The following is a 23,468-nucleotide window of genomic DNA, read 5'->3' as shown; positions in this document are numbered from 1 at the left end:
TTAATTGTTTAAGAAATGACTATCTAGGAGTTTATATGACATATTTATTTGCAATAGTAACCAATTTCTTTTTGGATCATGTTCATGGTAAAAAAAATAATATCATTCCGTTCATTGGAATCGGAATATTAGCATGGCTAGCGGGTGCTGCTAGTAAGATGACGACGACCGATTATCCTAGTTATCTTATTAATTATGATAATAGTTCTTTAGCACCATATAATCACCAATTTGAGTGGGGCTATATGTGGCTTTCTCGAATTTTTGCGGCAAACGGAGTGACATATGCTGATTTTAGATTAATATTATTTATTGTTAGTTTTATTATTTTGACAGTTGCAATATTAAGATTTACAAAGAATTTAGGATCTTTTGTTTGGGTTTTTGCAATTTTTCCTTTTTTTAATGAGGCAACACAGGCACGTAATTTTTTTATGATTTCTATTGCTCTATTAGGGCTAAGTTTTTTACAGAAAAAAAATGTAAAAAATATTATTATTGCCATCGGATTAATCTTATTGAGCGCATCAATGCATTCATCTGGATATATATTTTTAATAATAATTCCCTTAAGCTTTTTGAGCGAAAAATATGTGAAAATTTTTGTACAATTAATTATTGGTTTTTTTGTAATTTTAACAATTGTACAATTTATTCCAGGTTTAAGTGGTTTATTGAAAAATATAATAACGAAAGTTTCATTGCATTCATCTAGGACACAATTGTTTGATAAACTGAACACAAGTTATGCTGCTGGTTCATCAAAAATAATGCTTATAGAAATAGCTTTATCATATTTTTCAATGTTAGGACTTGGATATTATTTTTTGAAAATTAATAGCCTATCAACTGAGATTAAAAATAAATTGAAATTGTTATTCTTAATTTCGTTAACTGGTCTTGTAGCACTCCCATTTTTAGTTATGTCGATACAATATCAACGGTTCCAACGTAACTCTTTCGCACCAATTATAATTGCATACGCGCTAATTAGGGAGCATAAAGATGAGATTGATAGTAGAATATTATTAAAGATTGATTTAATGATGGTGGGGATACTCTTATTAGCTGTTATAGCGTTTTATGGAGTGTTAGTACCACAAGAATTTGTTGACAGTATTCCATATTTAGTACATTGGAAATCGCTTTAGCATTGTCGTTTAAAGAAAAGTAATTAAGGAGTAAATTTTTGAAAAATATAGCTGTGATTATGTCAACGTATAATGGCGAAAAGTACGTCGAGGAACAATTAAATAGTATTATTGAGCAAAAATATAAAAATGAAGATAACATACAGATTTATGTTAGAGATGATGGTTCAACAGATAATACAATAGATATTTTAAAAAGATACGAAAATAAAAATTTGTTAAAAATAATTTATTCAAGCGGAAATATGGGTGTTAAACGTTCCTTTTTTGAATTACTTAGGGTTGTCGATGCTGATTACTATTTTTTTTCTGATCAAGATGATGTTTGGGTTTCAGATAAAATAATGCAATTTATGGATAAATTTGATTTGTTAGACAATAAAATAACACAAGCTATATTTTCAGATCTTATGATTGCTGATAAAAAGGCTGTTTCAACAAATATTAAAATGTCTAAAATGTTAGTAGGCGAAAATTATAATCATTCATTGAATGATTTATTATTCAATTTTAAAGTAACCGGAGCGGCATTAGCAATTAATAAGAAACTAAGAGATGAAGTACTTATGTTAACAGATGAAGATATTGAAAATGTAACAATGCATGATTCAATTATTGCTAAAATCAGCTCAGCAAGTGGGAATTTAACGTACATTGATAAAGTAACGGTTTACTATAGACAACATGAAAATAACGTCATCGGAATTGGTAAGAGTAATGTACACTTGTATGAAGTTTTTCGTAGATTAAAAATAAGATATAAACAATTAGGTCGGATTAAAAAGGAAAATATTGTTCTGTATGAAAGATTTTCTAATATCATTAAAAATGATACTGAAAAAAAAATGCTAGAAGATACATATAAGTTTTATGATACAAAGAATATCTTTAAAAGATATTCTTTGTATCATAAATTTCATAGTTTAATTAATACAACAGCACAAAGAATAATTATATGGTTTGTTTAATAGAGAGTGATTAGGTGGTTACTATCAATTTAATAAAAAAAAGTTTTAGGCGTAATTTTATTACGGCATATAATATGATAAAGTATATGAAAAATAAGATGAACTACGGAAATAAAAGGTATAAACAAGTAAAAATAATTGAAGAAAAAACTGATTTTATTAATAGCGTGTCATTAGTGGCAATTATTAAAAATGAAGCACTATACGTTCAAGAATGGATTGAATATCATAAAATTATTGGTATATCAAAATTTTATATTTATGATAACGAATCTACTGATAATTTAAAAGAAATTTTAGAACCGTATATTAAAAGTAAAGTGGTTGAATATATCTATTTTCCGGGTGATAAGCAACAAATACCAGCATATCTGGATGCTGTCGAGCGCTGTAAGACAGAAACAAAATGGCTATTAACACTAGATTTAGATGAATATTTAGTATTAATTGATGAAAAAAATATTGATTCTTTTTTAAATGAATTTAGTGAAAACGTTGCTCAAATTGAAATTGGTTGGGTGATGTTCGGCTCATCTAATTTGATTAAAAAATCAAATGGATTAGTTACTGAGACATTTTTAAATAGATCAAAAAATGATATTATTTTAGATTCAAAACCTATCGTAAATCCTAGATTAGTAATTGATATGAGAATACCACATTGGTATGATGTGGCCGGTAAAACGACTGATGAAAACGGAAATAGGTTATGGGGATATCCATGGACAAATGAAAAAAGACCTAAAATTGTATCAAGGGAACACGTGAGGGTTAATCATTACTATGCAAAATCACTTGAAGAATTCGAGAATAAAGTAAAAAGAGGATATGCTGATCAAAGTAATGATATAAAAGAACGTAGTTATCTTGATTTTAAGAAGCACGATATTAATGATGTCTATGATAACGGCATGTTAAAGTACACGGATAAAATTAAAACAGAAATTAAACGTGTACAAGAACTTAACAGATGAGGGTAAGTGTGATGTATGAATAATAATTCTCGAACTGGTATAGCAGCTAAAAATACATCAATCGCTGCACTATCGCAAGTAATAATGTTAGTTTTGAAGTTTGCATTGCAGACAGTATTTATTAAAACTCTTGGTGCCGATTACATGGGAATCAATGGGCTATATGCTAATGTGTTGAGTTTTCTATCCTTTGCTGAATTAGGGATTGGTGGGGCGATAACGTACTCACTGTACGATCCTCTTGCTACTAGTAATCATGGTGAAATTGCTGGTGTCATGAATTTATTTAGAAAAGTGTATAATGTGATTGGTATCGTAATTTTGATTATGGGTTTAGCATTTACTCCATTTATAACTATTTTAATGAAGGGCGGTAGTCCTGTACCATTTCCGCGAGTTATGTTTGTACTATTTTTATTAAATACGGTTGTTAGTTACTTTTTTACGTATAAACGTTCCTTATTAATTGCAAATCAAGAAGGATATAAGGATAGTTTAAATAGATTAATTTTTACGATAATGCAGACAGTATTACAAATTATCTTTTTACTTTTATTTAGACAATATGTTTGGTACTTAGTAATCCAAATAATTATAACATTGTTATCTAACTTGAGAATTTCAAAACTTGTTGATAGGGAATTTGAATTTCTTTCCGAAATGAAAACTGTTAAAGTAAATCCTAAAGTCATCAACTATATGAAGAAAAATATATTTGGGACTGTTTCTTCAAAAATTGGTACTATATTAGTTTTTGGAACGGATAATATATTAATATCGGCATTTTTAGGCGTTAGATTAGTAGGAATATATTCTAATTATATGCTGATTGTAAATAGTATTTCCAGTGTGTTGACACAAAGTATCTCTGCTGTCACAGCTGGATTAGGTAATCTAGGAGTAACGGAGGATGAAGATTATCAAGAAGTTGTGTTTTATCGTTATATGTATATAAATGCCGGTATTACATCAGTTATTGCTATAACGTTATACGCAGTTATTGAATCTTTTATTAAATTTTGGATAGGATCAAATTACGTCTTATCGAACTTTACCGTGTTACTTATTGTTATAAATTTTGTACTTGTTCAATTTAGACAGACTGTATTAAATTTTATTGGTGCACGTGGATTATTTTGGCCAATGAGATATAAATCACTACTTGAAGCTGTAGTTAATATGATAGTTTCAATTCTTTTGTTAATGACAACAAATCTCGGCATTAATGGTATATTAATTGGTACAATAGTAAGTAATATTGGAATTAATTTATGGTGGGAACCACTTATCTTATTCAAATATGGATTCAAACGTAGTATGAAAAAATATTATCTTAAATATTTTGGTTATATGGGAATAATTGGAATAGAATTAGGAATAATTTCGTATTTACTAAAAATTATTGTAATTCAAGGGATTTTCAGTATTTTGATAGCATCTGCTGTTGTATTTATTCTAGCAAGTACATTATTCTATTTCTTATTTATTAGATATGACGAAACAAATTATGTTAAAAAATTGGTTTTAAGAAGGATATTAAATAAATAATGATTTTTATTTTTAAAAGCTGTGTTAAGTAGTTATTGTAGCTACCATTTACAAAAATTAATTAGAATATTTTAGGAGGAAAAGTGTATGAAGGGAATAGTTTTAGCCGGAGGTAGTGGGACTCGTTTATATCCATTGACACGTGCATCAAGTAAACAGCTGATGCCGATTTATGATAAACCAATGATCTATTATCCAATATCAACATTAATGTTGGCAGGTATCAAGGATATTCTAATTATTTCTACTCCTGAAGATACGCCACGTTTTCAAGAATTATTGGGCAACGGTTCTGAATTAGGCATTAATTTAGAGTATGCCGTTCAACCTACACCAGATGGATTAGCAGAAGCATTCATTATTGGTGCTGATTTCATTGGTAATGATAGCGTTGCGCTCATCTTAGGTGATAATATTTATTATGGTCCAGGTATGACTAAGATGCTTGAACGGGCTGCAAATCAAACTGAGGGGGCTACCGTATTTGGTTATCAAGTGCGTGATCCCGAGCGTTTTGGTGTTGTTGAATTTGATGAGAGCCATAAAGCAATTTCGATTGTTGAAAAACCGGATCACCCTAAAAGTAATTTTGCAGTAACAGGCTTATACTTTTATGATAATTCAGTTGTTGATATAGCAAAAAATATTAAGCCGTCACCACGTGGCGAACTTGAAATTACGGATGTTAACAAGGTCTATCTTGAAAAAGGAAGACTACATGTTGAAATTATGGGACGTGGATTTGCTTGGCTTGATACAGGGACACATGCAAGTTTACTTGAAGCAGGGCAGTTTATTGAAACTGTTCAAAGAATGCAAAATATGCAAGTAGCTAATTTAGAGGAAATCGCCTATCGAATGGGTTATATTTCACGCGAACAATTAATTGATCTAGCACAACCACTCAAAAAAAATGATTATGGACAGTACATGTTACGTATCGCAGAAGAAGAGGATAAAAAGTAATGGGTAAATTAAAAGTATCAACAACAAAGTTACAAGATGTTAAGATTATTGAACCAGCAGTATTTGGTGATAATCGCGGCTTTTTTACGGAGTCATATTCAGACAAAGATTTCAAAGAAGCTGGAATAGATATTGATTTTATCCAAGATAATCATTCATTATCAACACAAGCTGGCGTTTTAAGAGGACTTCATTTTCAACGTGGAGAAGCTGCACAAACTAAATTAATTCGGGTCGTGACAGGGGCAGTACTAGATGTTATTGTCGATGTTCGAAAAGGTTCACCTACTTATAAACAGTGGGAAGGATATATTCTTTCTGCAAGTAACCATCGCCAATTATTAGTTCCTAAAGGGTATGCCCATGGATTTGTAACATTAACAGATGATGTTAATTTCCTTTATAAATGTGATGGTTACTACAATGCAGCAGCAGATGGTGGGATTTCATTTAAAACTCCTGAACTAAATATTGATTGGCCTATTGATTTTGACCAAGCAATTACATCTGAAAAAGATGCTGCACAACCAACGTTTACAGAGTTTGAAAAAGACAATCCGTTTGTGTATGGAGAAATCTAAATAGGAGAGGTGTTTTTAAATGAAAAATATTATTGTAACAGGTGGGGCCGGATTTATTGGTTCTAATTTTGTCCATTATGTGGTTAATAACCACCCAGATGTTCACATTACCGTGTTAGATAAATTAACTTATGCAGGAAATAAAGAAAATTTAGCTGGACTACCTGCTGATCGTGTTGAGCTAGTAGTGGGAGATATTACTGACGCTAAACTAGTTGATGAACTTGTTAGCAAAACAGATGCGGTAGTACATTACGCTGCAGAAAGTCACAATGATAATTCTTTAAAAGATCCATCACCTTTTATTCAAACTAATATTATCGGAACATATACATTGCTAGAAGCTTGTCGTAAATACAATGTCCGCTACCATCATGTTTCAACTGATGAAGTGTATGGAGACTTACCATTACGCGAAGATTTACCCGGTCATGGGGAAGGTGAAGGTGAAAAATTCACACCTGAAACACGTTATAATCCAAGCAGTCCATATTCATCAACAAAGGCTGGATCAGATTTATTAGTTCGTGCATGGGTGCGTTCATTCAATTTACAGGCAACAATTTCAAATTGTTCCAATAATTATGGACCATACCAACATATTGAGAAGTTTATTCCAAGACAGATTACTAATGTTTTGAGTGGAATCCGGCCTAAGTTATATGGTTCTGGTAAAAATGTTCGCGATTGGATTCATACTAATGATCATTCAAGTGCTGTCTGGGCTATTTTAAATAAGGGTCGTATTGGTGAAACTTATTTGATTGGTGCGGATGGTGAACAAGATAATAAGGCTGTTTTGGAGTTGATTTTAGAATTAATGGGTCAACCTAAAGATGCTTATGATGTCGTTAAAGATCGCCCAGGACACGATTTACGATATGCTATTGATTCATCAAAATTACGTGAAGAGCTTGGTTGGAATCCTGAATTTACTGATTTTAAATCAGGATTACAAGATACGATTGATTGGTACCGAAATAATGAAAATTGGTGGAAAGCTGAGAAAGATGCAGTTGAAGCAAATTATGCAAAAAATGGACAATAATAACTAAGAATGGACTTAAGTCCATTCTTTTTTTGAAGGAGCTAATTATGAAAATATTAATTACGGGTGTAAATGGTCAATTAGGAACAGAATTAAGTCATTTATTAGATGAAAAAAAGATTGTATATACAGGAACTGGTTCTAAAGATTTAGATATTACTGACTCAAAAGCAGTTAATAATTATTTTTTAGATAATCGCCCAGAAATTGTCTACCACTGTGCAGCTTATACAGCTGTTGATAATGCTGAAGAAGAACCTGGTAAAGCTATTAATGAACAAGTTAATGTTATAGGTACTCAGAATATTGCCACAGCAGCAGAATCTGTGGGTGCTACGTTAGTTTACATTAGTACTGATTATGTATTTGATGGGACTAATGATCAAATGTATACAGAAAAAACACCCACTGCGCCTAAAAATGAATATGGTCGGACGAAGTTAGCTGGAGAAGAAGCCGTTGCTAAAATAATGAGTAAGTATTATATTATCCGTACATCATGGGTTTTTGGCGAATATGGAAAGAACTTCGTCTATACGATGCTAAACTTAGCTAAAACTCATGATCATCTGACTGTTGTTAGTGATCAGGTTGGACGGCCAACTTGGACTAGAACGCTGGCTGATTTTATGTTATATGCAGTTCAAAAAAATATTCCTTATGGGTTATATCAGCTTTCTAATGATAATTCATGTACTTGGTATGAATTTGCTAGTGAGATTTTAAAGGATGAAGTAGTTGAAATAAGTCCAGTAACGTCTGAAGAATATCCACAAAAGGCATACCGACCTAGACATTCAGTTATGGATTTGAGTAAAGTTAAAGCAACGGGATTTGAAGTACCAAGTTGGCAAGATGCTTTACATGAATTTATGGCTAAAATTGAAGTATAGAAAAGGGGAGTTTTCTAGTGATTTGAGAAATTGAATCATTAGAAGTCACTCCTTTTTATTTTCACCCAATTTAATGCTAACATAGTACCAAGGAGATGATTCAAATGACAATACCATTAGGATTAAAGGCGGGAACTGACCCAATTCAACTCCATGATCGGTTACAACATAATCCAGATATTTTTGAATTCTATCTAAATGAATTTGATGTTTCTGGAGATGGATTAAAACGATTATCAGATGAGATTGATGAGGTGAAGGCAACTACGAAGAAGATTGTCATGCATCATCCAATGAAGGTTGGTGAACAATCTGTTGAATTAGCCGTTTCCGAAACAGCTGATCCTAGGTTATATCGTTTTGTTAGAGAAAGTACTGAGACATTGATTCAGCTCGCAAAAGATAAATCAATTCAAACCCTCATTCATGGTTCATATAATCGACAAACGCCAACAATTATTGCTGAATATCCTAATTTTGAGGTTGCGGAATCAGCGTTATTTAATCGGATGGATTATTATCAAAAATATGGACAAAATAACGTCATGTTTGAGAATTCGATTTCTGATTTATTTTATTATGGGTCTGAAGAGATGGATCAGTTTATTCTACAAAAAGGGTATCGCTTAGCATTTGATACATCGCATGCCTTTATTAAACAAGCAGGTAGTAATACTGACTTACAAGCGAGTTTGAAACGGTTAATGCCAAATATCGTCCATTATCACTTAGTCGATTCAATGGGTAAATTTCATGATAGTTTAACTTTAGGAAAAGGCAAGATTGATTGGAAGTTAGCATATCCTTTGCTTAATCCAAATGCAACGACTATTTACGAAATTGATTTAGAAAATCAAAATGATTGTCGCGAAATGTTGGAAAGTCATGAATATCTACAAAATTTAATAGAAAAATAACCATTGGTTTTGAACTTTCAAAATCAATGGTTATTTTTTTCGGTTATCAAACCAGTAGAGTAAACACCCTAGTACTAACACGATAACGCCGAATAAGATGATTTTCCAATTAAAACTTAACAGTAAGTAAAGTGAGATAATTAATGCAAGGCTTGGAATAATTGGACCACCTGGTAATTTGAAACCTTTTGGTAAATTTGGATCATTATTGAATTTAAATGTTGCTAGAATTGTTGGTACATATTGGACAAACGATGCAAAGACAATGCATGATACTAAGAATAAATAACTACCGCTAAGTAGCAGGAGGATGCTTGTGATAGATGTCACAATGATTGCGATAACCGGTGTATTGTGTTTACTTTGCTTACCGATTATTTTTGGTAAAAGCTGATGTTCATTTGCTAGCGATGCAGCCACAATAGGTGTATTGAATGATACTGAGATGGCAACCCCAAGAATAGAGATCAACATCCCAATGATAATGATCATATAACCCCACTGACCAAAGATACTTTTGAATGCCGCAGCAATTGGTAATGAGTACGATCCTAAGTTAGGGCCAAGGATACCCACGGCAACCGTTTGAAGTAAAACATATAATAAAGTCACCGTTGCAATAACGCTTAATAGTGCTTTCGGAATATTCTTTTCCGGATTATCCATTTTAGCAGCAGCAATCGGTAAAAATGAAAAGCCAGTATACATATAAAAAATGACACCAAATGCTGTATTAAATTTCGTAAATAACTGAGTGTTACTGTGAATATCAGTCGGAATCATGGGCGTAAAATGAGCATCCTTAATGAAGAAAGCACCGACAATAATAAAGAGTAACATGATAAATACTTTAGCTGCAGAAGACAGATTGTCTGCGAAATCTAGAATAGCTGTTCCAAAATAATTAATGATGCCTAGAATAATGACTAAGGCAATTGCTGAAACATCATAAATAAGCGTTTGTTGTAATGCTGGAAAAAGTATTTTTAAGACAGTTAGTAACGCAGCAATTTCGGCTGACAAAGTCACTACGCCTAATATCCAAGTAAATATACCAACTTGAAAACCAGTAAATTTACCGAATGCATTATAGGCATATAACCAAGCCGCACCATCTTCCGAAAATTTACTTGCTAGTGTTGCGTAACAGAGCACAATCATGGTGACTGCTAATGCTGCAGCGATAATTGTAAAGATACTGAGTGGTCCAATATCATTATAAATTTTACCAGATAATAAGAAAATCCCCGATCCAATAATACCGTTAATTCCTAACAAGAAAACCGTGAAAAACGTCATTTTTTTATCTTCTATTTTATTCATTACAATCCCCCTAAATTTTAGAATAGCCAATATGATGTTAAAAGGCAATTGATAGGTGCTATGAGGGTACAAAAAAAGCCAACAATTAAGTTGGCTTTTACGGTTAAACTAAATCGTTTGTGTAGATTGGTGTTTCAATGGTTTCAACAAATTGTGCTGAGATAGGGGTTACGAACATTTTTTCGTTATCACGATGGAATAAATCAGAACCTGTAATGTCATCCATGGCTTTCTTAACGGTTGCTGGATCTAAATCTGTATTAACGTAACGTAATTTCATATGGCGCGTTTTACCCGCTTCATTTTTAAATGCTAAATCTAATTGTTTCATATAATTTCCTCCTTAGGTTTGATTAAGCTAAAAGACTTGATTCTGTGCGGATGGTCATTTTAACGGTGTTATCACCAGTTAATGAAGCAACTGTAGCGCCGAGTTGTGCAATAGCTTCGTTAGAGGCATTTTCAGTAATGTTAGCGAATGAACGTTTACGTTCAGAGCCGTCAGAACTTAATCCCTCAACGATAACGTTTGTTTTTACCCAAGTTTTACTCATATATGTTCTCCTTTGTGTGTCTATATTTGATAAGTGCCGCGACGCCTTACATAGATAATAAAGAATCGGTTAACCATTTTGTAAAGCAAATACTGATATTTATTCTTGATTCATTTGAGCAATGACTAAAAGTACTTTCCGACCGACGCTATTACGCCAGTTATAGGCTGTTTGACGGCTAACATGATGACTGGCAGCAATTTCTGTGACTGTTTTGTGTCTAATATAACAATCGACTAGATAATGTTGTTCGGCGTTTGAACAGAGGTCATAGAGTGATTTAAAAAGGTGTTCTGTAAATAATTTTTCAGCGATAGTATCTTGTGTTTGGAGGGTTAAATCAATGATGGAATCAGTTGGATTAGTTGAATCATCCTTATTAGGTTCTAAATGCGTTTGTTGATTAGATTGTCGATTAATTAAATCAAGAAGTCGCCAGTAGACACGTTGATAGGCGTAAACCATGAAAGTTTGTTCATTATCTTCAATAGTTTTAGGGTATTGGTCATATGCAGCGCTGAATGCTAATCGTGCTTCTTGTACGAAATCGTCATATGAAGCATGCGATTGATTAATCGACATTCTTTTTAGAACACCAAAGATAAGTTTTTCACGGTCATTTTTCAGTAGAAAAGCTAGACCTGGGTTTATTTGATTTGACATATTAGTAGAGTTGCCTCGTTTCTTTTAAGATCCCTTGGCCAAGGTTCTTAATTAGAATACGAGGTTATTCAATTTTAAAATAGACGACGAAATGAGCGTATTTATGGGTTTTTGATGAGCATTTAAGAATTAAAGGTAGACTATTAATTTTCTTAAGATAAACTTAACAATTAGACTTAAGTTCACACAAGATTAGTTACAATTAAATCTGTAACATAGGATAAGTTGTTAAATGAAAGTAAGAAAAGGAGTAGGCTATTGAACTTGGAGAATGAATTAGAACGGGATTTTAAAGAAATTATAGATTATCCAGAAACACGCTTATTGACTGTTGGGTCTCAATATTGGCGAAACTTGTTGGAGAATCATCCAATAATAGACGTTACGGATGATCATTTTTTTACAGAACATGGAATTGTAACGGATAACTATCAAGTGAACATGGAGACAACTTTGTATATTCACCATATAACACACAGACGGGATGATTTACGATCCATTATTTTTGATAAGCATAAAGATATTTTATTATGTAAATACACAACAACAAATTTTGTGAATCGCTTGATTAATGAAAAAATTCTAACTTTTGTCGCAATGCGTGCGATTGTGTCATTAGTTGAAAAGAAACAAGCTCTACCTTACACATGTGGTATGTATCAGTTATTTCCAGATAGTGGGCCATCAAAACGGGATGCCTCATGGACGGCAGGACACCATCTTGCTAATATTTCCGATGTAGAAAATGGAACTGATTTATTTTTCAACAATGGATTAAGAATTAGAGTTCAAAGTAAGTATTCGCAATTTCTAAAGCAATTAAATTTAGCGCATCTTTTTACAGATATTCAAGTTTCTTTGGCCAGTAAAATAGCTGCAGAACTTGGTTTTGAAAATCCAACACCCCAATTTAGATATCATGATGCTATCTTATCTTTAGTTCAGAACAGACGTGATACCTATGTGGATAAAATAGATTTCATTAAGGAAGTTAAGCATTTATTAGCCATCTACACGTTGAAAGGGTATTCTGATGAATCACCTGACGACTCAATTATCAAAAAAACGTGTAGTTGGGCGCATACTAATAGAGGCATTATGCGTTACTAATTGTAATCATAATGTAACGGAAAAAGGCGTTATTAGACATGCAAATTTGATATAATTAAAGCTGATAATTTCGGAAAAATAGGGGGAAATATGAAAAATAAAAAGTTGTTAACAAAATTAGTTACGGTAACATTTGTTGCTATTACGGGATTTAGCTCAATAAACTTACCAATTGGGAATCAAAGTAAAAATGAATCAACAGTTACGGCAGCCACGACTGCCCAAACAAAGGCTCTCATTGAAAAGAATGGACCAACGATTCAAGCAGTGTCAAAAGATAAAAACTTGTATCCATCAGTGATGCTATCACAGATGATTCTTGAATCTTCTTGGGGTCAAAGTACGTTGGCAAAAAAGGCTAATAATTTTTTTGGTATGAAGGGTGCCTATAAGGGACAATCATATTCAGTTAAATCATTGGAATATAATAGCAAAGGGAAAGCTTATTATGCGGTGTCTAAATTTAAAAAATACCCAAATGCTAAAGCATCTATTCAAGATTATGCCAACCATTTACGTAACGGTGTAAGTTGGGATGCTAAGTATTACTCAGGTACATGGCGTGAAAAAGCTAGTACTTATCAAAAAGCAACAGCATCATTGAGTTTAAAATACTCGACAAGTAGTGCCTACGGTAAAAAATTAAATAACTTAATTTCTAGATATAATTTAGCTAGTTTAGATAATACCGTTAAAGTCGCTTATAATGGCGCAGCCGGTTCTGAAACAGTCAAAGTAGCTAATACTGGTTACCGTCTTTACAATCATGTTAAAGGAACAGCAGGTAGTCGTGATAAAGGTGCGGCTGCTAAGTTGACAGGTAAGACAGTCTATGCGGACATGCGTGGCGTAAAAGAAGGTAGCACAACTTGGTATCGAGTAAGAGTTAAAGGCACATCAACGAAGTATTGGATCTATAAACAAGCATTAAAATTAAGAAAAACAAGTTATTCTACAGTAAAAAATACAGGAAATTTTAATAATAAATCATATCAGTTACATAATCATGTTTATAATTCAGATTATTTATCTAAAAAGACAGGTCAATCAAAAACACATAATAATAGAACTTATACAATTAATAAAAAAGCGATTATTACTGATTACAATGGGTCTAAATCAACGATGTACCGAGTCAAAATTGGATCTACTAATCATTGGGTCTATAAGGGAGCCATTAATAAACATTAATTTATTAGGTTGTTGAACTAATATTGCTAAGGGATAGCAATAAAAAAATAGGAGAGTTATTGAAAATGCAGAAAAAAATAGTAATGGGTTTTGCCATTGTTTTGGGGATTGTAGCGGCTGGATTAATGAATCAATCAGTTTCGGCTTCATCAAAGGTAAATAATTATATACATTCTCAACATATTGCACCAAATGAGATTACAAGTGCTATCTGGGGTGGTTTTCCAACCGATGATATGACTTATCGTCAAGGTAAACCAGAAGGTGTTGTTGTTCATGAAACAGCTAACCCATCATCTACCATATATGGTGAAATGGCTTTTATGAAAGCCAATTATGGTAATGCATTTGTGCACAGTTTTGTTGACGATCATAATATTATTAATATTGCAAAAACGAACGTCATGTCATGGGGCTCTGGTCCTAAAGGTAACCAACGTTTCGTGCAATTTGAAGAAACGCGTGTTCATAGCAAGTCGGCATTTGCACGAGAAGTTAATAATGCCGCCTACTATACTGCCTATATTTTACAACAATATGGGTTGAAACCAAGTTTAGCAACTGCTAGCAATCATGGAGCGGGCGCAACAGTTTGGGCACATGCAGATGTCAGTAAGTATTTAGGTGCAACTGATCATGGTGATCCAGTTGGTTACTATAGCGAATCTGGTAATAAATGGTTTAATGAGTCATATTCAATGTCAGACTTGTATGATTTAATCAAAGAATACTACACACAATTAGGTGTGAAGGTCGCATATCACAGTGCAGCTGGATCAGAAACTGTTCAGATGAATAATACAAGTTACCGTCTTTATAACCATGTTAAAGGGACGGTCGGCGCAGTCGATAAAGGTTCAAGCAGCAAGTTAAGCGGTAAAACATTGTATGCAGATATGCGTGGTGTTAAAAATGGTAGCACTACTTGGTATCGCGTCCGTGTTAAAGGGACATCCACAAAATATTGGATCTATAGTGACGCCTTAAAATTAAGAAAAGTAAGTTACTCACCAATGAATGTTTCAGCTAAATTTAATGGTAAGTCATATCAGTTACATGATCATGTATACAATTCAGATTATCTATCTAAAAAGACAGGTGATTCAGCCAATTATAAAAATAGAACATATACAATTAATCAAAAAGCCGTTATAACTGATTATAATGGTGCTAAATCAACGATGTATCGTATTAAAATTGGTTCAGATGATCATTGGGTTTACACAGGAGCAGTCAATAAGGATGCACTAGTTAATTTAGAAATGCATAGTGCATCTGGTTCAGAAACTGCAAAAGTTAATAGTAATAAATATATGCTTTATAACTCAGTTAAGAACTCTACTGATAATACGGTTAACTATGGTTCTTCAACACAATTAACTGGGCAAACAGTGAAATTATTAGCTCGAGCAGAAAATAGAAGCCAAGGAACAACTTGGTATCAAATTAAATCAGGATTAAATAAATATTGGGTTTATTCAAAGGCCTTAACATTTAATCAATCAATTACTTATAAGTCACTTAAACAGACTGGAACCGTAAGTACGACAAGCACTTACTACTTGCATAATCATGTTTATAATTCAGCATATTTATCAGTAACAACAGGAAGAGCAAGTGATGCTACAATTAGAGGTAAAGCAGTTAATGTAGATTGCATGGCTACAATTAAAGAAAATGGTAAAGAAGATTCATATATGTACCGTTTTACAGTTATTGAAACAGGAAAGACCTATTGGGCTTATGGTAGCGTCTTAGTTGGTCGAACGAATAGTTAAAGCAAAAAAAGAAGCCATTTTATGGCTTCTTTTTTTGCTTTATTTTCCTGAAGAACGACGTGATAATTTAACGACGGCTTCAACTTTTGATGTTTGTGGGAACATATCAACGGGTTGAATATAATCAACGCGGTATGATTTTGTTAACAATTCTAAATCTTTTGCGAGTGTCGATGGATTACATGATACATAAACAAATTTTTTAGGACGACTCTTATTGATGGCTTCAATTAATTGATCATCTAAACCAGTACGTGGTGGATCAACAACTAGGGCATCAGGTACGAAACCTTCTTCCAACCATTTAGGTAAGATATCTTCAGCTTTACCAACTTCATATGTGGTATTTTCTTGATGTGATAGAACAGCATTTTCTCGTGCATCTTCAATCGCTTCAGGTGTTGTATCCATACCGCGAACTTCTTTAGCACCATGGGCAACATAAAGGCCAACGGTACCAACACCACAGTAAGCATCAACTAATGATTCATTTTTATCTAAGTTAAGAGCTTTATTGATTTCATCGTATAAAACGCCAGTTTGAACTGGGTTTAATTGGAAGAAAGCACGTGCTGATAATTTGAATTTCATTTTACCAAGACGTTCCATGATGAAGTCTTGGCCAGCGATATTAATGGTTTCGTCACCCCAAATAAGTGATGTTTCACCTTTGTTGATATTTTGCATGACAGAAGTAACCATAGGTAATTCTTCTAAGATATGCATAACTAGTTCACGTTTCTTAGGTAATTTTGCCGAGTTTGTGATGAAGGTTAATTGAACCTCACCGGTATCAAAAGATTCACGAACAACAAGCGTTTTGATAATACCTGATTTAGCTTCTTCATTGTAAATAGGAATTCCGAGTTCCTCTAATAACGCAACAACGTGACGAATAACAAGCATTGTTGTAGGACGTTGCGTACTGAATTCTTTTAAGTCTACTAAATCATGACTCTTTGGTTTGTAAAGTCCAGCGATGACGTGACCATCTTTTTCGCGAACTTGGAATTGCGCTTTATTACGGTATTCATATGGATTTTGCATACCGATAGTTTCTTTTAAATCATAGTGTTCATAACCACGCGGTTTATATCTTTCTAAAGATTGTACGATAACATCTTTTTTGAAAGCTAATTGGCCTTTGTAGTTTAAATGTTCTAATTCAATTCCGCCGACTTCACTGTATGTTGCGTCTTTTGGTTCAACGCGAACAGGACTTTGTTTACGAATTTTATGAATTTTAGCGTTGATATAAGAATCTGCAACACTAGTGACTTCTGCTACAACGACTTCGTCTGGAAGAGCACCAGGTACGAATGTAATCTTACGTTTGTAATAGCCGATGCCTTCACCATTAATACCTAAGCGTTTAATAGTTAAAGGAAAACGTGAACCGGCTTCAATTTCTGATCCAAATTCTTGATTGTCTGACATATTTTTATAAACTCCTTATTGCTTTTTTCTTATTATAACACAGGAATATTGGCATTTTGGCAGTTCAAAGATATAATAACAAGATAAGCATTTAAAGGAGTCTATATGACAAAAAAAATCACAAAAATAACCACACAAAAACGTGCTGGACGATATAATGTCTTTCTGGATGAAAAATATGCTTTTCCAATTGGGGAAGAAGTTCTTATTTCATTTCATCTTGCTAAAGGGATGGAATTAGATGAGGCATTAATTAAACAAATTGCTGATGCAGATGATCGTTCAAAAGCGTATTCAAAAGCGTTAAACTATTTATCAACGCAAATGCGAACCGTAAAAGAGATTAAGGATTATTTGAAGAAACATGAAATTACGGAAGACGCGATTGAAGAAACAATCGAAAAGTTATATGAATTTAGATTAGTAAATGATCTTGAATATGCTAAAAGTTACGTTAGAACAATGATGCACACGTCGGATAAAGGACCAACAGTCATTCGCCAAAAGTTACGATTAAAAGGTGTTGCAGCTGAAAGTATTGATGAAGCCTTAGAAGAATTTCCAGTTGATGACCAATTAGAAAATGGAATTAAAGTCGCCGAAAAATTAGTTAAGCATTACCACGATCAATCGTTTAGTAATTTAAAGAACAAGGTTCGTCAGGCATTAATGACTAAAGGCTTTAAGTCTGATGACATTTCACAAATAATGGATGCCTTAGAACTTGAAATTGATCCCGAAGCCGAATGGGATGCACTTGTTAAACAAGGGGATAAAGTCTGGAAACGGCAACGTCGCTTGGAAGGTAGTCAGCGCGCCATGAAAGTTAAACAGGGGCTATTTCAAAAAGGGTTTCAGTTTGATGATATTAATGAATATATTGAGCTGAAAGAACAAGATGAGGCGCTTGAATGATAATGTGGGATGACGCAAAAATCACAGCTTTTCAAGAGGCATTGTTAACTTGGTATGATAGTGAAAAAAGGGATCTTCCTTGGCGCAGAGACCATGAACCCTACCATATTTGGGTATCAGAAATTATGCTCCAACAAACACAAGTAAATACGGTTATTCCGTACTATGAACGATTTATGGAATGGTTTCCGAGTGTTGAAAATTTTGCTAATGCGCCAGAAGAACGTATTTTAAAAGCATGGGAAGGACTCGGTTACTATTCAAGAGTTCGAAACATGCAAAAAGCAGCAAAACAAGTTGTTCAAGATTATTCTGGGCAATGGCCGCAAACAGCTAAGGAACTGCAAAATTTAGTTGGAATTGGGCCATATACTGCCGGAGCAATCGCAAGTATTGCTTTTAACGAAGTTGTTCCTGCCGTTGATGGTAATGCTTTTCGTGTATTTTCACGCTTATTTGAGATAGAAGATGATATTGCGAAACCACAGACCCGACTTATTTTTGAAAAAGTCATTCAACAAATTATTTCTAAAGAAAGACCTGGAGACTTTAACCAAGCTGTCATGGATTTGGGTTCAAGTTACATGAGTGCTAAGAATCCAGATTCTGAACATTCTCCAGTTAAGTCGTTTAATCAAGCTTATTTAGATGGTAAAGAACTTGATTATCCAGTGAAATCAAAGAAGCCGCGACCAGTTGAAATGCCCTATATTGCTTTGATAATTGAAACAAAAAAAGGGTATTTATTTGAGAAACGTTCTAGTAAAGGGATGCTCGCAAATTTATTAGCGTTTCCTTTAATTAAGCTGGAAGAACTGGAAGACAAACCAGGAGACGTGTTATTAACGGATGATTTAGTTATAAAATTAGGCCAATGGAGCCAAGATAATTTGAACCATAAGTTGATTTTTTCAGCATTAGAAGGTTCCGTCGTAAAACATACCTTTACCCATCAAAAATGGTTAATTGAATTATTTACCGTGAAAAGTAAATCGTTTGACTTAAGTTATTTTCCTGGCGAATTCATACTTGAAAAAGATTTTGACCAGATTGCAGTTCCTAAAGTACAACAAAAAATTTGGGACAAATATATCAGCCTTTCTTCAAATAAATTTTAGTAAAATAGTTCTTTTTTTGGTATAATATTCATGCAATCGATGTAAAATGCACTACGTGTTTAGAAAGTGGGTTTTGGTAGAGATGAGTAATCAGTCAAAGGAGCCTAAAGAGGGCGACTTCATTACCATAAAGAGTTATAAACACGACGGTAGTTTGCATCGAACATGGCGTGATACGATGGTGTTGAAAACAAGTGAGAATATGATTATTGGGTGTAATGATCATACATTGGTGACCGAAGCAGATGGCCGGCGATGGGTGACCAGAGAACCAGCAATTATCTTTTTTCATAAACACTATTGGTTTAATATTATAGCCATGATACGTGATAACGGCGTTTCTTATTATTGTAATTTGGCTTCACCAGCCACGTTAGATAAGGAAGCTTTGAAATATATAGATTATGATTTAGATGTCAAAGTTTTCCCAGATGGTGAGAAACGGTTATTGGATGTAGATGAATATGCAGAACACGGGAAAAAATGGGAATATTCTGACGATATCGATAAGATATTGAAGTATAACGTCCGAACACTTGTGGACTGGATAGATAACGGGAAAGGGCCATTTTCTAAAGAATATATAGATATCTGGTACAATCGTTACCTCGAACTAGCGGAACGTGAAAATAATAAATAAAAAGGATAATTCTGAATTTTAAGTAGAATTATCCTTTTTATTTACTATTTTAGTGAGGTATTTTCTAATAAATTGAGCAGTATGGTAATATATAGATAGTTTAGCAACGGAATAAAAGGAAAACTAGACGAAATAATATAATTAATGAATGGATGAAAAAATGGCTACTAAAGCGAATATAAAAGATGTTGCAAGTAAGGCAGATGTTTCAATCGCAACTGTATCACGTTTTTTGAATGGTAAAACAGAGCGTATGTCTAAAGAGACAGCATTGAAAGTCCAAAATGTGATTAAAGAATTAAACTATGTCCCTAATGACGCGGCTAGACAGATGATTACAAAAAAAAGTCGAATGATTGCTACAATTGTTTCAGATGTGGATGATTATTTTGCCACAGAAATGTTTAAAGGTATTAGCTCAATTTTAGATGCACAAGGTTATACAGCGGTTTTATTTGATTCCGATTCTAATAAATATAAAGAACAAGGTATCCTTAAAATTATTGGCGAAAAATCGTTTGATGGACTAATCATGCAACCAATACTTAGAAAAGAAGCCGATTTAAGGGATGCGGTTAGACGAGACATGCCCATTGTTATTGTTGATCGTGAACTTTCTGATTCTAGTTTAGCTAATGTTGTTACAAATAACTTTGATATTAGCCAACAAGTAACAAGATATTATCTAAATCAAGGATTTGATCAAGTCATTATCATTACTGGTGAAGTGACAGGTATTTCAACTCGGGAAGAGCGGTATAACGGAATTAATTCGGTCAGTCCAGACACTAAGGTGATTGAGGTTATAGATGGTGATACAAAATTAAATCAAACATATGCTGAACTGAAAAATAGATTAATACGTGATGATAAAAGAACGCTTGTATTTGCGTTGAAGGAACGTTGGTTGCTTTACTTACTACCTAAAATTATCGCTGATGGATTCATGGTCAATCAACGGGTAGCGGTAACGGGATTTTCAGATACTGAAGTCATAAAAGCGATTAATTCAGGAACTTCGTTGATTAATCAAAATCCTTTTTTACTAGGTGCTAGTGCAGCAGAATTATTGTTGAATGAATTAAATGGTGAAACAAATACGAAAAATAAAAAAATAATTATACCTGCTGAATTTAAGTAGATACTAATATGGAAAAGACTTGCTCAAGGGTAAGTCTTTTTTTATTGTCCTTAAAATGTAATTTAAAGTTAAAAAAATAAACAGGCTAGATACCTTACTGGAGTAAACGTTTACCTTGTTTAGAAATATATATTTATATTTAAGACTTGCAATTATGGAATACTGCATATATACTATCCATGTAAACGTTTACCTAACTTGTTAATAGATAATGAATTGGAGGCGCTAAAAATGGATAAAAGAACTTTTTTAGATGTTGATAAATTTGCGTTGGGCTTTGCCTCTACAACTGTAGAGGCTAAGTTTGAGGATGAAAACATGGTGAAAACGGCTAAGAATTACCTTGCAGCCTATTTGACGGCATATTACTTAGCAGAAAATTTTAACGAGATAGAACGAGAAAATTTTGATAATAAAAATGCAGAAAAATTCGAGGACATGAATTTTGAGACATTAATGAATAGGGTAAAGAAACTCAATAAATATTAATATTGGAGGAAAAATGATGACAGTTATTTTAAATACATGGATTTTTGAGAATGATGTAGAAAATGGAATTAAACAGGATGAATTGGTTGATCGCGTTTCAAAATTAAGTGTTGACGGTATCGAAGTTAGACGTGAATATTTTAAAGATTTAGATAGTGAATTACCCAAAGTTGCAAAAAAAGCAAAACAATACGGATTAATTGTTAATTATAGTGTTCCTGATCAAGTTTTTTTAGACAATGGCACGTTAAACCCTAAATTAGTTACTTATTTTCAAGAAGGTTTAATTATGGGAATCAAAAAAATTAAATTTAATATTGGAAATTTTGCGGCATTTACTGGAGATTTAAAGCAGGCTTTTAGTGAATTTCCTTTAGACAAAATAACAATGAATGTTGAAAATGATCAAACTGCATTAAGTGGCAGTGTTAAGGCATTAACGACATTTTTAGAAAGTGCTAAACGACAAAATGTGCCTGTTGGTTATGTTTATGATCTTGGTAATTGGGCTTTTACGAAACAAGATGCTATTCAGAGTGCAGATGAGCTTTCACAATACACGGACTATATCCATTTGAAAAACGTTATTAATAATGCTGGAAACTTAATGACGTCGAAAAATTTAGATGAAGGAATGTTTGATTGGCGAGCTATTTTAGCCCATCTACCAAAAAAAGTGGCTTTCGCTCTTGAATATCCGATGGATAACAAAGCGTTAATTCAATCCCAGATAGTGTTATTAAAAAAAGAAATTGAGGACTAGCTTATGGCAACCCTAATACCGATTTTATTATTAATCACTTTTGTAGGATTTATTATTTATATTTTAAAGGGTGGAAACATCATGGTCGGGTTCTTCGTAATGGCTATTTTATGGTCTATCATTGGACAAATTCCATTCGATAAGGCAGTTCAAAAAGTATTTGCTGAACCAGCATTGAATTATGGACCGACAATTATCTATATTGCATTTGGATCATGGTTCGGAAGGGTTCTTGTTGATAGTGGGATTGCGCCTGCAATTTCAGAAGCAACAAAAAAAGTTGGGAAAAAACGACCATTAATAGCAGCTATTTTAATTGTTTTGGTAACAGCGTTTATTTTTGTAAGCGCATACGGAGTGGGATCTGTGATTGCGATAGGGGTTATCTTATTACCAATCATGTTATCCCTAGGTATTCCAAGAGACATCGCACTTACTGCATTTGTCATGTCAATTGGGGCACCAATGTACATTAATGTTGTTTTATTCAATCAAATTAAAGCATTTTTTCCAAATGCCGTATACGGCGGACAATACTTAATCTTCGGTTGGACAGCAATGACAGTTCAATTAATCGCGGTAATTATTTTCTTAGTTTTACATCGCAAGAAATTTACTCAAGAAAATGTTGATTCAAATCTAAAAATTATTGGTGAGACACAACAAAATTCTGAAAGTCGCCCCATACCAAAAATTGCATTTGTTGCACCAATTATTCCGGTCGTTATGAATATGATTTTCGGCTGGGATGCTATTCCAGGATTAACTTTAGCAACATTGTTTGCGATAGCTGTTACTGGAAATATGAAAGGATATAAAAATTTCGTCGACTTCTTGAATAGTACGATTCAAAAAGCGATTGGTGATATCGCAGGATTGATTATGTTTTTAATGGCGTTAGTGATGTTTGCTGGTGCTGCTCAGTTGAACGCTGTTAGGTTTCAACATGTATTTAGTCTGATATTACCGCATGACCATTTAATCCTTGCTATTGTATTTGGAGTATTAGCACCGCTCGCGTTATTCAGAGGTCCGTTACATGTTTGGGGTGCTGGAGCTGCAACTGCAGCGGTTCTTTCGGGAACCGGGTTGTTCAATGATGCCTTCTTATTACCACTTCTCTATGTGCCTGCGCTTCTTGCTGTTTCAACAGGAATCACGCAATCATGGAATGTTTGGGGCCTTGATTATATGAAAGTTCAATCAAAAGATTTATTAAAAAGAGGTGTTCCAATCATGTGGTTTGTTTCAATTATTAATGAAGTTTTAGTTTATTACTTTTTCGGTTAAAATTAAGAGA

At 33.4% G+C, this 23,468-nt stretch carries 24 protein-coding genes; 19 read left to right on the top strand and 5 right to left on the bottom strand.

Annotated features, from left to right (window positions below; all coding sequences use genetic code 11):
• Positions 1-35 precede the first annotated feature (35 nt).
• From AC1RPY_RS04470 to AC1RPY_RS04430, 9 genes are all read left to right on the top strand, one after another.
• Complete coding sequence (locus AC1RPY_RS04470; protein WP_481761536.1) at positions 36-1,151, top strand: EpsG family protein; 1,116 nt, start codon at positions 36-38, stop codon at positions 1,149-1,151.
• A 38-nt stretch (positions 1,152-1,189) separates the two neighbouring features.
• Positions 1,190-2,119: a glycosyltransferase family 2 protein gene (locus AC1RPY_RS04465; RefSeq protein ID WP_481761535.1), complete on the top strand. Its 930-nt coding sequence runs from the start codon at positions 1,190-1,192 to the stop codon at positions 2,117-2,119.
• An 86-nt stretch (positions 2,120-2,205) separates the two neighbouring features.
• A complete protein-coding gene (locus AC1RPY_RS04460) occupies positions 2,206-3,093 on the top strand; it encodes a glycosyltransferase family 92 protein (protein WP_481761534.1) in 888 nt (295 codons plus the stop codon).
• 15 nt (positions 3,094-3,108) lie between these two features.
• Positions 3,109-4,641 (top strand): lipopolysaccharide biosynthesis protein, encoded by a 1,533-nt coding sequence (locus tag AC1RPY_RS04455; protein WP_481761533.1) that lies wholly within the window; start codon positions 3,109-3,111, stop codon positions 4,639-4,641.
• Positions 4,642-4,728: 87 nt separating this feature from the next.
• On the top strand, positions 4,729-5,607 hold the full coding sequence (gene rfbA / locus AC1RPY_RS04450) for a glucose-1-phosphate thymidylyltransferase RfbA (RefSeq protein ID WP_481761532.1): 879 nt from the start codon (positions 4,729-4,731) through the stop codon (positions 5,605-5,607).
• A complete protein-coding gene (gene rfbC / locus AC1RPY_RS04445; RefSeq protein ID WP_481761531.1) occupies positions 5,607-6,188 on the top strand; it encodes a dTDP-4-dehydrorhamnose 3,5-epimerase in 582 nt (193 codons plus the stop codon). The genes rfbA and rfbC overlap by 1 nt, the downstream gene beginning before the upstream one ends.
• Before the next feature lie 19 nt (positions 6,189-6,207).
• Positions 6,208-7,236, top strand: a complete 1,029-nt coding sequence (gene rfbB, locus AC1RPY_RS04440) for a dTDP-glucose 4,6-dehydratase (protein ID WP_481761530.1) — start codon at positions 6,208-6,210, stop codon at positions 7,234-7,236.
• 47 nt (positions 7,237-7,283) lie between these two features.
• Positions 7,284-8,129, top strand: a complete 846-nt coding sequence (gene rfbD / locus AC1RPY_RS04435) for a dTDP-4-dehydrorhamnose reductase (RefSeq protein WP_481761529.1) — start codon at positions 7,284-7,286, stop codon at positions 8,127-8,129.
• 104 nt (positions 8,130-8,233) lie between these two features.
• Complete coding sequence (locus AC1RPY_RS04430) at positions 8,234-9,046, top strand: sugar phosphate isomerase/epimerase (RefSeq protein ID WP_481761528.1); 813 nt, start codon at positions 8,234-8,236, stop codon at positions 9,044-9,046.
• A 30-nt stretch (positions 9,047-9,076) separates the two neighbouring features.
• Here AC1RPY_RS04430 and AC1RPY_RS04425 read toward each other — a convergent pair whose 3' ends face one another.
• From AC1RPY_RS04425 to AC1RPY_RS04410, 4 genes are all read right to left on the bottom strand, one after another.
• Positions 9,077-10,369: an APC family permease gene (locus tag AC1RPY_RS04425; RefSeq protein ID WP_481761527.1), complete on the bottom strand. Its 1,293-nt coding sequence runs from the start codon at positions 10,367-10,369 to the stop codon at positions 9,077-9,079.
• Between the two features lie 103 nt (positions 10,370-10,472).
• Positions 10,473-10,700: a DUF2922 domain-containing protein gene (locus AC1RPY_RS04420; protein ID WP_409022132.1), complete on the bottom strand. Its 228-nt coding sequence runs from the start codon at positions 10,698-10,700 to the stop codon at positions 10,473-10,475.
• Between the two features lie 22 nt (positions 10,701-10,722).
• Entirely contained in the window at positions 10,723-10,923 is a 201-nt protein-coding gene (locus AC1RPY_RS04415) for a DUF1659 domain-containing protein (protein WP_409022133.1), read from the bottom strand.
• A gap of 99 nt (positions 10,924-11,022) precedes the next feature.
• Positions 11,023-11,586 carry a sigma-70 family RNA polymerase sigma factor gene (locus AC1RPY_RS04410; protein WP_481761526.1) on the bottom strand — a complete coding sequence of 188 codons (564 nt, stop codon included), beginning with the start codon at positions 11,584-11,586 and terminating at the stop codon, positions 11,023-11,025.
• 258 nt (positions 11,587-11,844) lie between these two features.
• Between AC1RPY_RS04410 and AC1RPY_RS04405 the strand changes: the two genes are divergently transcribed.
• From AC1RPY_RS04405 to AC1RPY_RS04395, 3 genes are all read left to right on the top strand, one after another.
• A complete protein-coding gene (locus AC1RPY_RS04405) occupies positions 11,845-12,696 on the top strand; it encodes a competence protein ComK (protein WP_481761525.1) in 852 nt (283 codons plus the stop codon).
• A 90-nt stretch (positions 12,697-12,786) separates the two neighbouring features.
• A complete protein-coding gene (locus tag AC1RPY_RS04400; RefSeq protein WP_481761524.1) occupies positions 12,787-13,887 on the top strand; it encodes a glucosaminidase domain-containing protein in 1,101 nt (366 codons plus the stop codon).
• Between the two features lie 65 nt (positions 13,888-13,952).
• Positions 13,953-15,665, top strand: coding sequence for an N-acetylmuramoyl-L-alanine amidase (locus tag AC1RPY_RS04395; RefSeq protein WP_481761523.1), 1,713 nt, complete (start codon positions 13,953-13,955; stop codon positions 15,663-15,665).
• Between the two features lie 39 nt (positions 15,666-15,704).
• On the opposite strand, the gene rlmD is transcribed toward AC1RPY_RS04395, so the two are convergent.
• Complete coding sequence (gene rlmD / locus AC1RPY_RS04390) at positions 15,705-17,102, bottom strand: 23S rRNA (uracil(1939)-C(5))-methyltransferase RlmD (RefSeq protein WP_481761522.1); 1,398 nt, start codon at positions 17,100-17,102, stop codon at positions 15,705-15,707.
• 105 nt (positions 17,103-17,207) lie between these two features.
• Here rlmD and recX point away from each other — a divergent pair, with 105 nt between their 5' ends.
• The 7 genes from recX to AC1RPY_RS04355 all read left to right on the top strand — a co-directional run bounded on the left by recX (position 17,208) and on the right by AC1RPY_RS04355 (position 23,458).
• Complete coding sequence (gene recX, locus AC1RPY_RS04385; RefSeq protein ID WP_481761521.1) at positions 17,208-18,017, top strand: recombination regulator RecX; 810 nt, start codon at positions 17,208-17,210, stop codon at positions 18,015-18,017.
• Entirely contained in the window at positions 18,014-19,135 is a 1,122-nt protein-coding gene (mutY, locus tag AC1RPY_RS04380; RefSeq protein WP_481761520.1) for an A/G-specific adenine glycosylase, read from the top strand. Before recX ends, mutY begins: the two co-directional genes overlap by 4 nt.
• Positions 19,136-19,217: 82 nt before the next feature.
• Positions 19,218-19,775 (top strand): nucleoside tri-diphosphate phosphatase, encoded by a 558-nt coding sequence (gene ntdP, locus AC1RPY_RS04375; RefSeq protein ID WP_481761519.1) that lies wholly within the window; start codon positions 19,218-19,220, stop codon positions 19,773-19,775.
• 160 nt (positions 19,776-19,935) lie between these two features.
• Positions 19,936-20,916, top strand: coding sequence for a LacI family DNA-binding transcriptional regulator (locus AC1RPY_RS04370; protein WP_481762409.1), 981 nt, complete (start codon positions 19,936-19,938; stop codon positions 20,914-20,916).
• Positions 20,917-21,147: 231 nt separating this feature from the next.
• Positions 21,148-21,405: a hypothetical protein gene (locus tag AC1RPY_RS04365; RefSeq protein ID WP_481761517.1), complete on the top strand. Its 258-nt coding sequence runs from the start codon at positions 21,148-21,150 to the stop codon at positions 21,403-21,405.
• Between the two features lie 16 nt (positions 21,406-21,421).
• On the top strand, positions 21,422-22,168 hold the full coding sequence (locus tag AC1RPY_RS04360) for a sugar phosphate isomerase/epimerase family protein (protein WP_481761628.1): 747 nt from the start codon (positions 21,422-21,424) through the stop codon (positions 22,166-22,168).
• 3 nt (positions 22,169-22,171) lie between these two features.
• On the top strand, positions 22,172-23,458 hold the full coding sequence (locus AC1RPY_RS04355; protein ID WP_481761516.1) for a gluconate:proton symporter: 1,287 nt from the start codon (positions 22,172-22,174) through the stop codon (positions 23,456-23,458).
• The last annotated feature ends 10 nt before the right edge of the window (positions 23,459-23,468 follow it).

The organism is Dellaglioa sp. CoH-56-MRSF-12, assembly GCF_056782075.1.
This window is presented reverse-complemented; position numbering and strand designations above follow the sequence as displayed.

Excerpts from the sequence above, each read along its gene's own strand:
- AC1RPY_RS04420 (WP_409022132.1), bottom strand. The coding sequence starts at position 10,700 with ATGAAACAATTAGATTTAGCATTTAAAAATGAAGCGGGTAAAACGCGC.
- ntdP (WP_481761519.1), top strand. The coding sequence starts at position 19,218 with ATGAGTAATCAGTCAAAGGAGCCTAAAGAGGGCGACTTCATTACCATA.
- AC1RPY_RS04460 (WP_481761534.1), top strand. The coding sequence starts at position 2,206 with ATGAAAAATAAGATGAACTACGGAAATAAAAGGTATAAACAAGTAAAA.
- AC1RPY_RS04370 (WP_481762409.1), top strand. The coding sequence starts at position 19,936 with ATGGCTACTAAAGCGAATATAAAAGATGTTGCAAGTAAGGCAGATGTT.
- mutY (WP_481761520.1), top strand. The coding sequence starts at position 18,014 with ATGATAATGTGGGATGACGCAAAAATCACAGCTTTTCAAGAGGCATTG.
- AC1RPY_RS04410 (WP_481761526.1), bottom strand. The coding sequence starts at position 11,586 with ATGTCAAATCAAATAAACCCAGGTCTAGCTTTTCTACTGAAAAATGAC.
- AC1RPY_RS04455 (WP_481761533.1), top strand. The coding sequence starts at position 3,109 with ATGAATAATAATTCTCGAACTGGTATAGCAGCTAAAAATACATCAATC.
- rlmD (WP_481761522.1), bottom strand. The coding sequence starts at position 17,102 with ATGTCAGACAATCAAGAATTTGGATCAGAAATTGAAGCCGGTTCACGT.
- AC1RPY_RS04425 (WP_481761527.1), bottom strand. The coding sequence starts at position 10,369 with ATGAATAAAATAGAAGATAAAAAAATGACGTTTTTCACGGTTTTCTTG.
- rfbD (WP_481761529.1), top strand. The coding sequence starts at position 7,284 with ATGAAAATATTAATTACGGGTGTAAATGGTCAATTAGGAACAGAATTA.
- rfbB (WP_481761530.1), top strand. The coding sequence starts at position 6,208 with ATGAAAAATATTATTGTAACAGGTGGGGCCGGATTTATTGGTTCTAAT.
- rfbA (WP_481761532.1), top strand. The coding sequence starts at position 4,729 with ATGAAGGGAATAGTTTTAGCCGGAGGTAGTGGGACTCGTTTATATCCA.
- AC1RPY_RS04365 (WP_481761517.1), top strand. The coding sequence starts at position 21,148 with ATGGATAAAAGAACTTTTTTAGATGTTGATAAATTTGCGTTGGGCTTT.
- AC1RPY_RS04395 (WP_481761523.1), top strand. The coding sequence starts at position 13,953 with ATGCAGAAAAAAATAGTAATGGGTTTTGCCATTGTTTTGGGGATTGTA.
- AC1RPY_RS04470 (WP_481761536.1), top strand. The coding sequence starts at position 36 with ATGACATATTTATTTGCAATAGTAACCAATTTCTTTTTGGATCATGTT.
- recX (WP_481761521.1), top strand. The coding sequence starts at position 17,208 with ATGACAAAAAAAATCACAAAAATAACCACACAAAAACGTGCTGGACGA.
- AC1RPY_RS04415 (WP_409022133.1), bottom strand. The coding sequence starts at position 10,923 with ATGAGTAAAACTTGGGTAAAAACAAACGTTATCGTTGAGGGATTAAGT.
- AC1RPY_RS04360 (WP_481761628.1), top strand. The coding sequence starts at position 21,422 with ATGACAGTTATTTTAAATACATGGATTTTTGAGAATGATGTAGAAAAT.
- AC1RPY_RS04400 (WP_481761524.1), top strand. The coding sequence starts at position 12,787 with ATGAAAAATAAAAAGTTGTTAACAAAATTAGTTACGGTAACATTTGTT.
- AC1RPY_RS04430 (WP_481761528.1), top strand. The coding sequence starts at position 8,234 with ATGACAATACCATTAGGATTAAAGGCGGGAACTGACCCAATTCAACTC.
- rfbC (WP_481761531.1), top strand. The coding sequence starts at position 5,607 with ATGGGTAAATTAAAAGTATCAACAACAAAGTTACAAGATGTTAAGATT.
- AC1RPY_RS04355 (WP_481761516.1), top strand. The coding sequence starts at position 22,172 with ATGGCAACCCTAATACCGATTTTATTATTAATCACTTTTGTAGGATTT.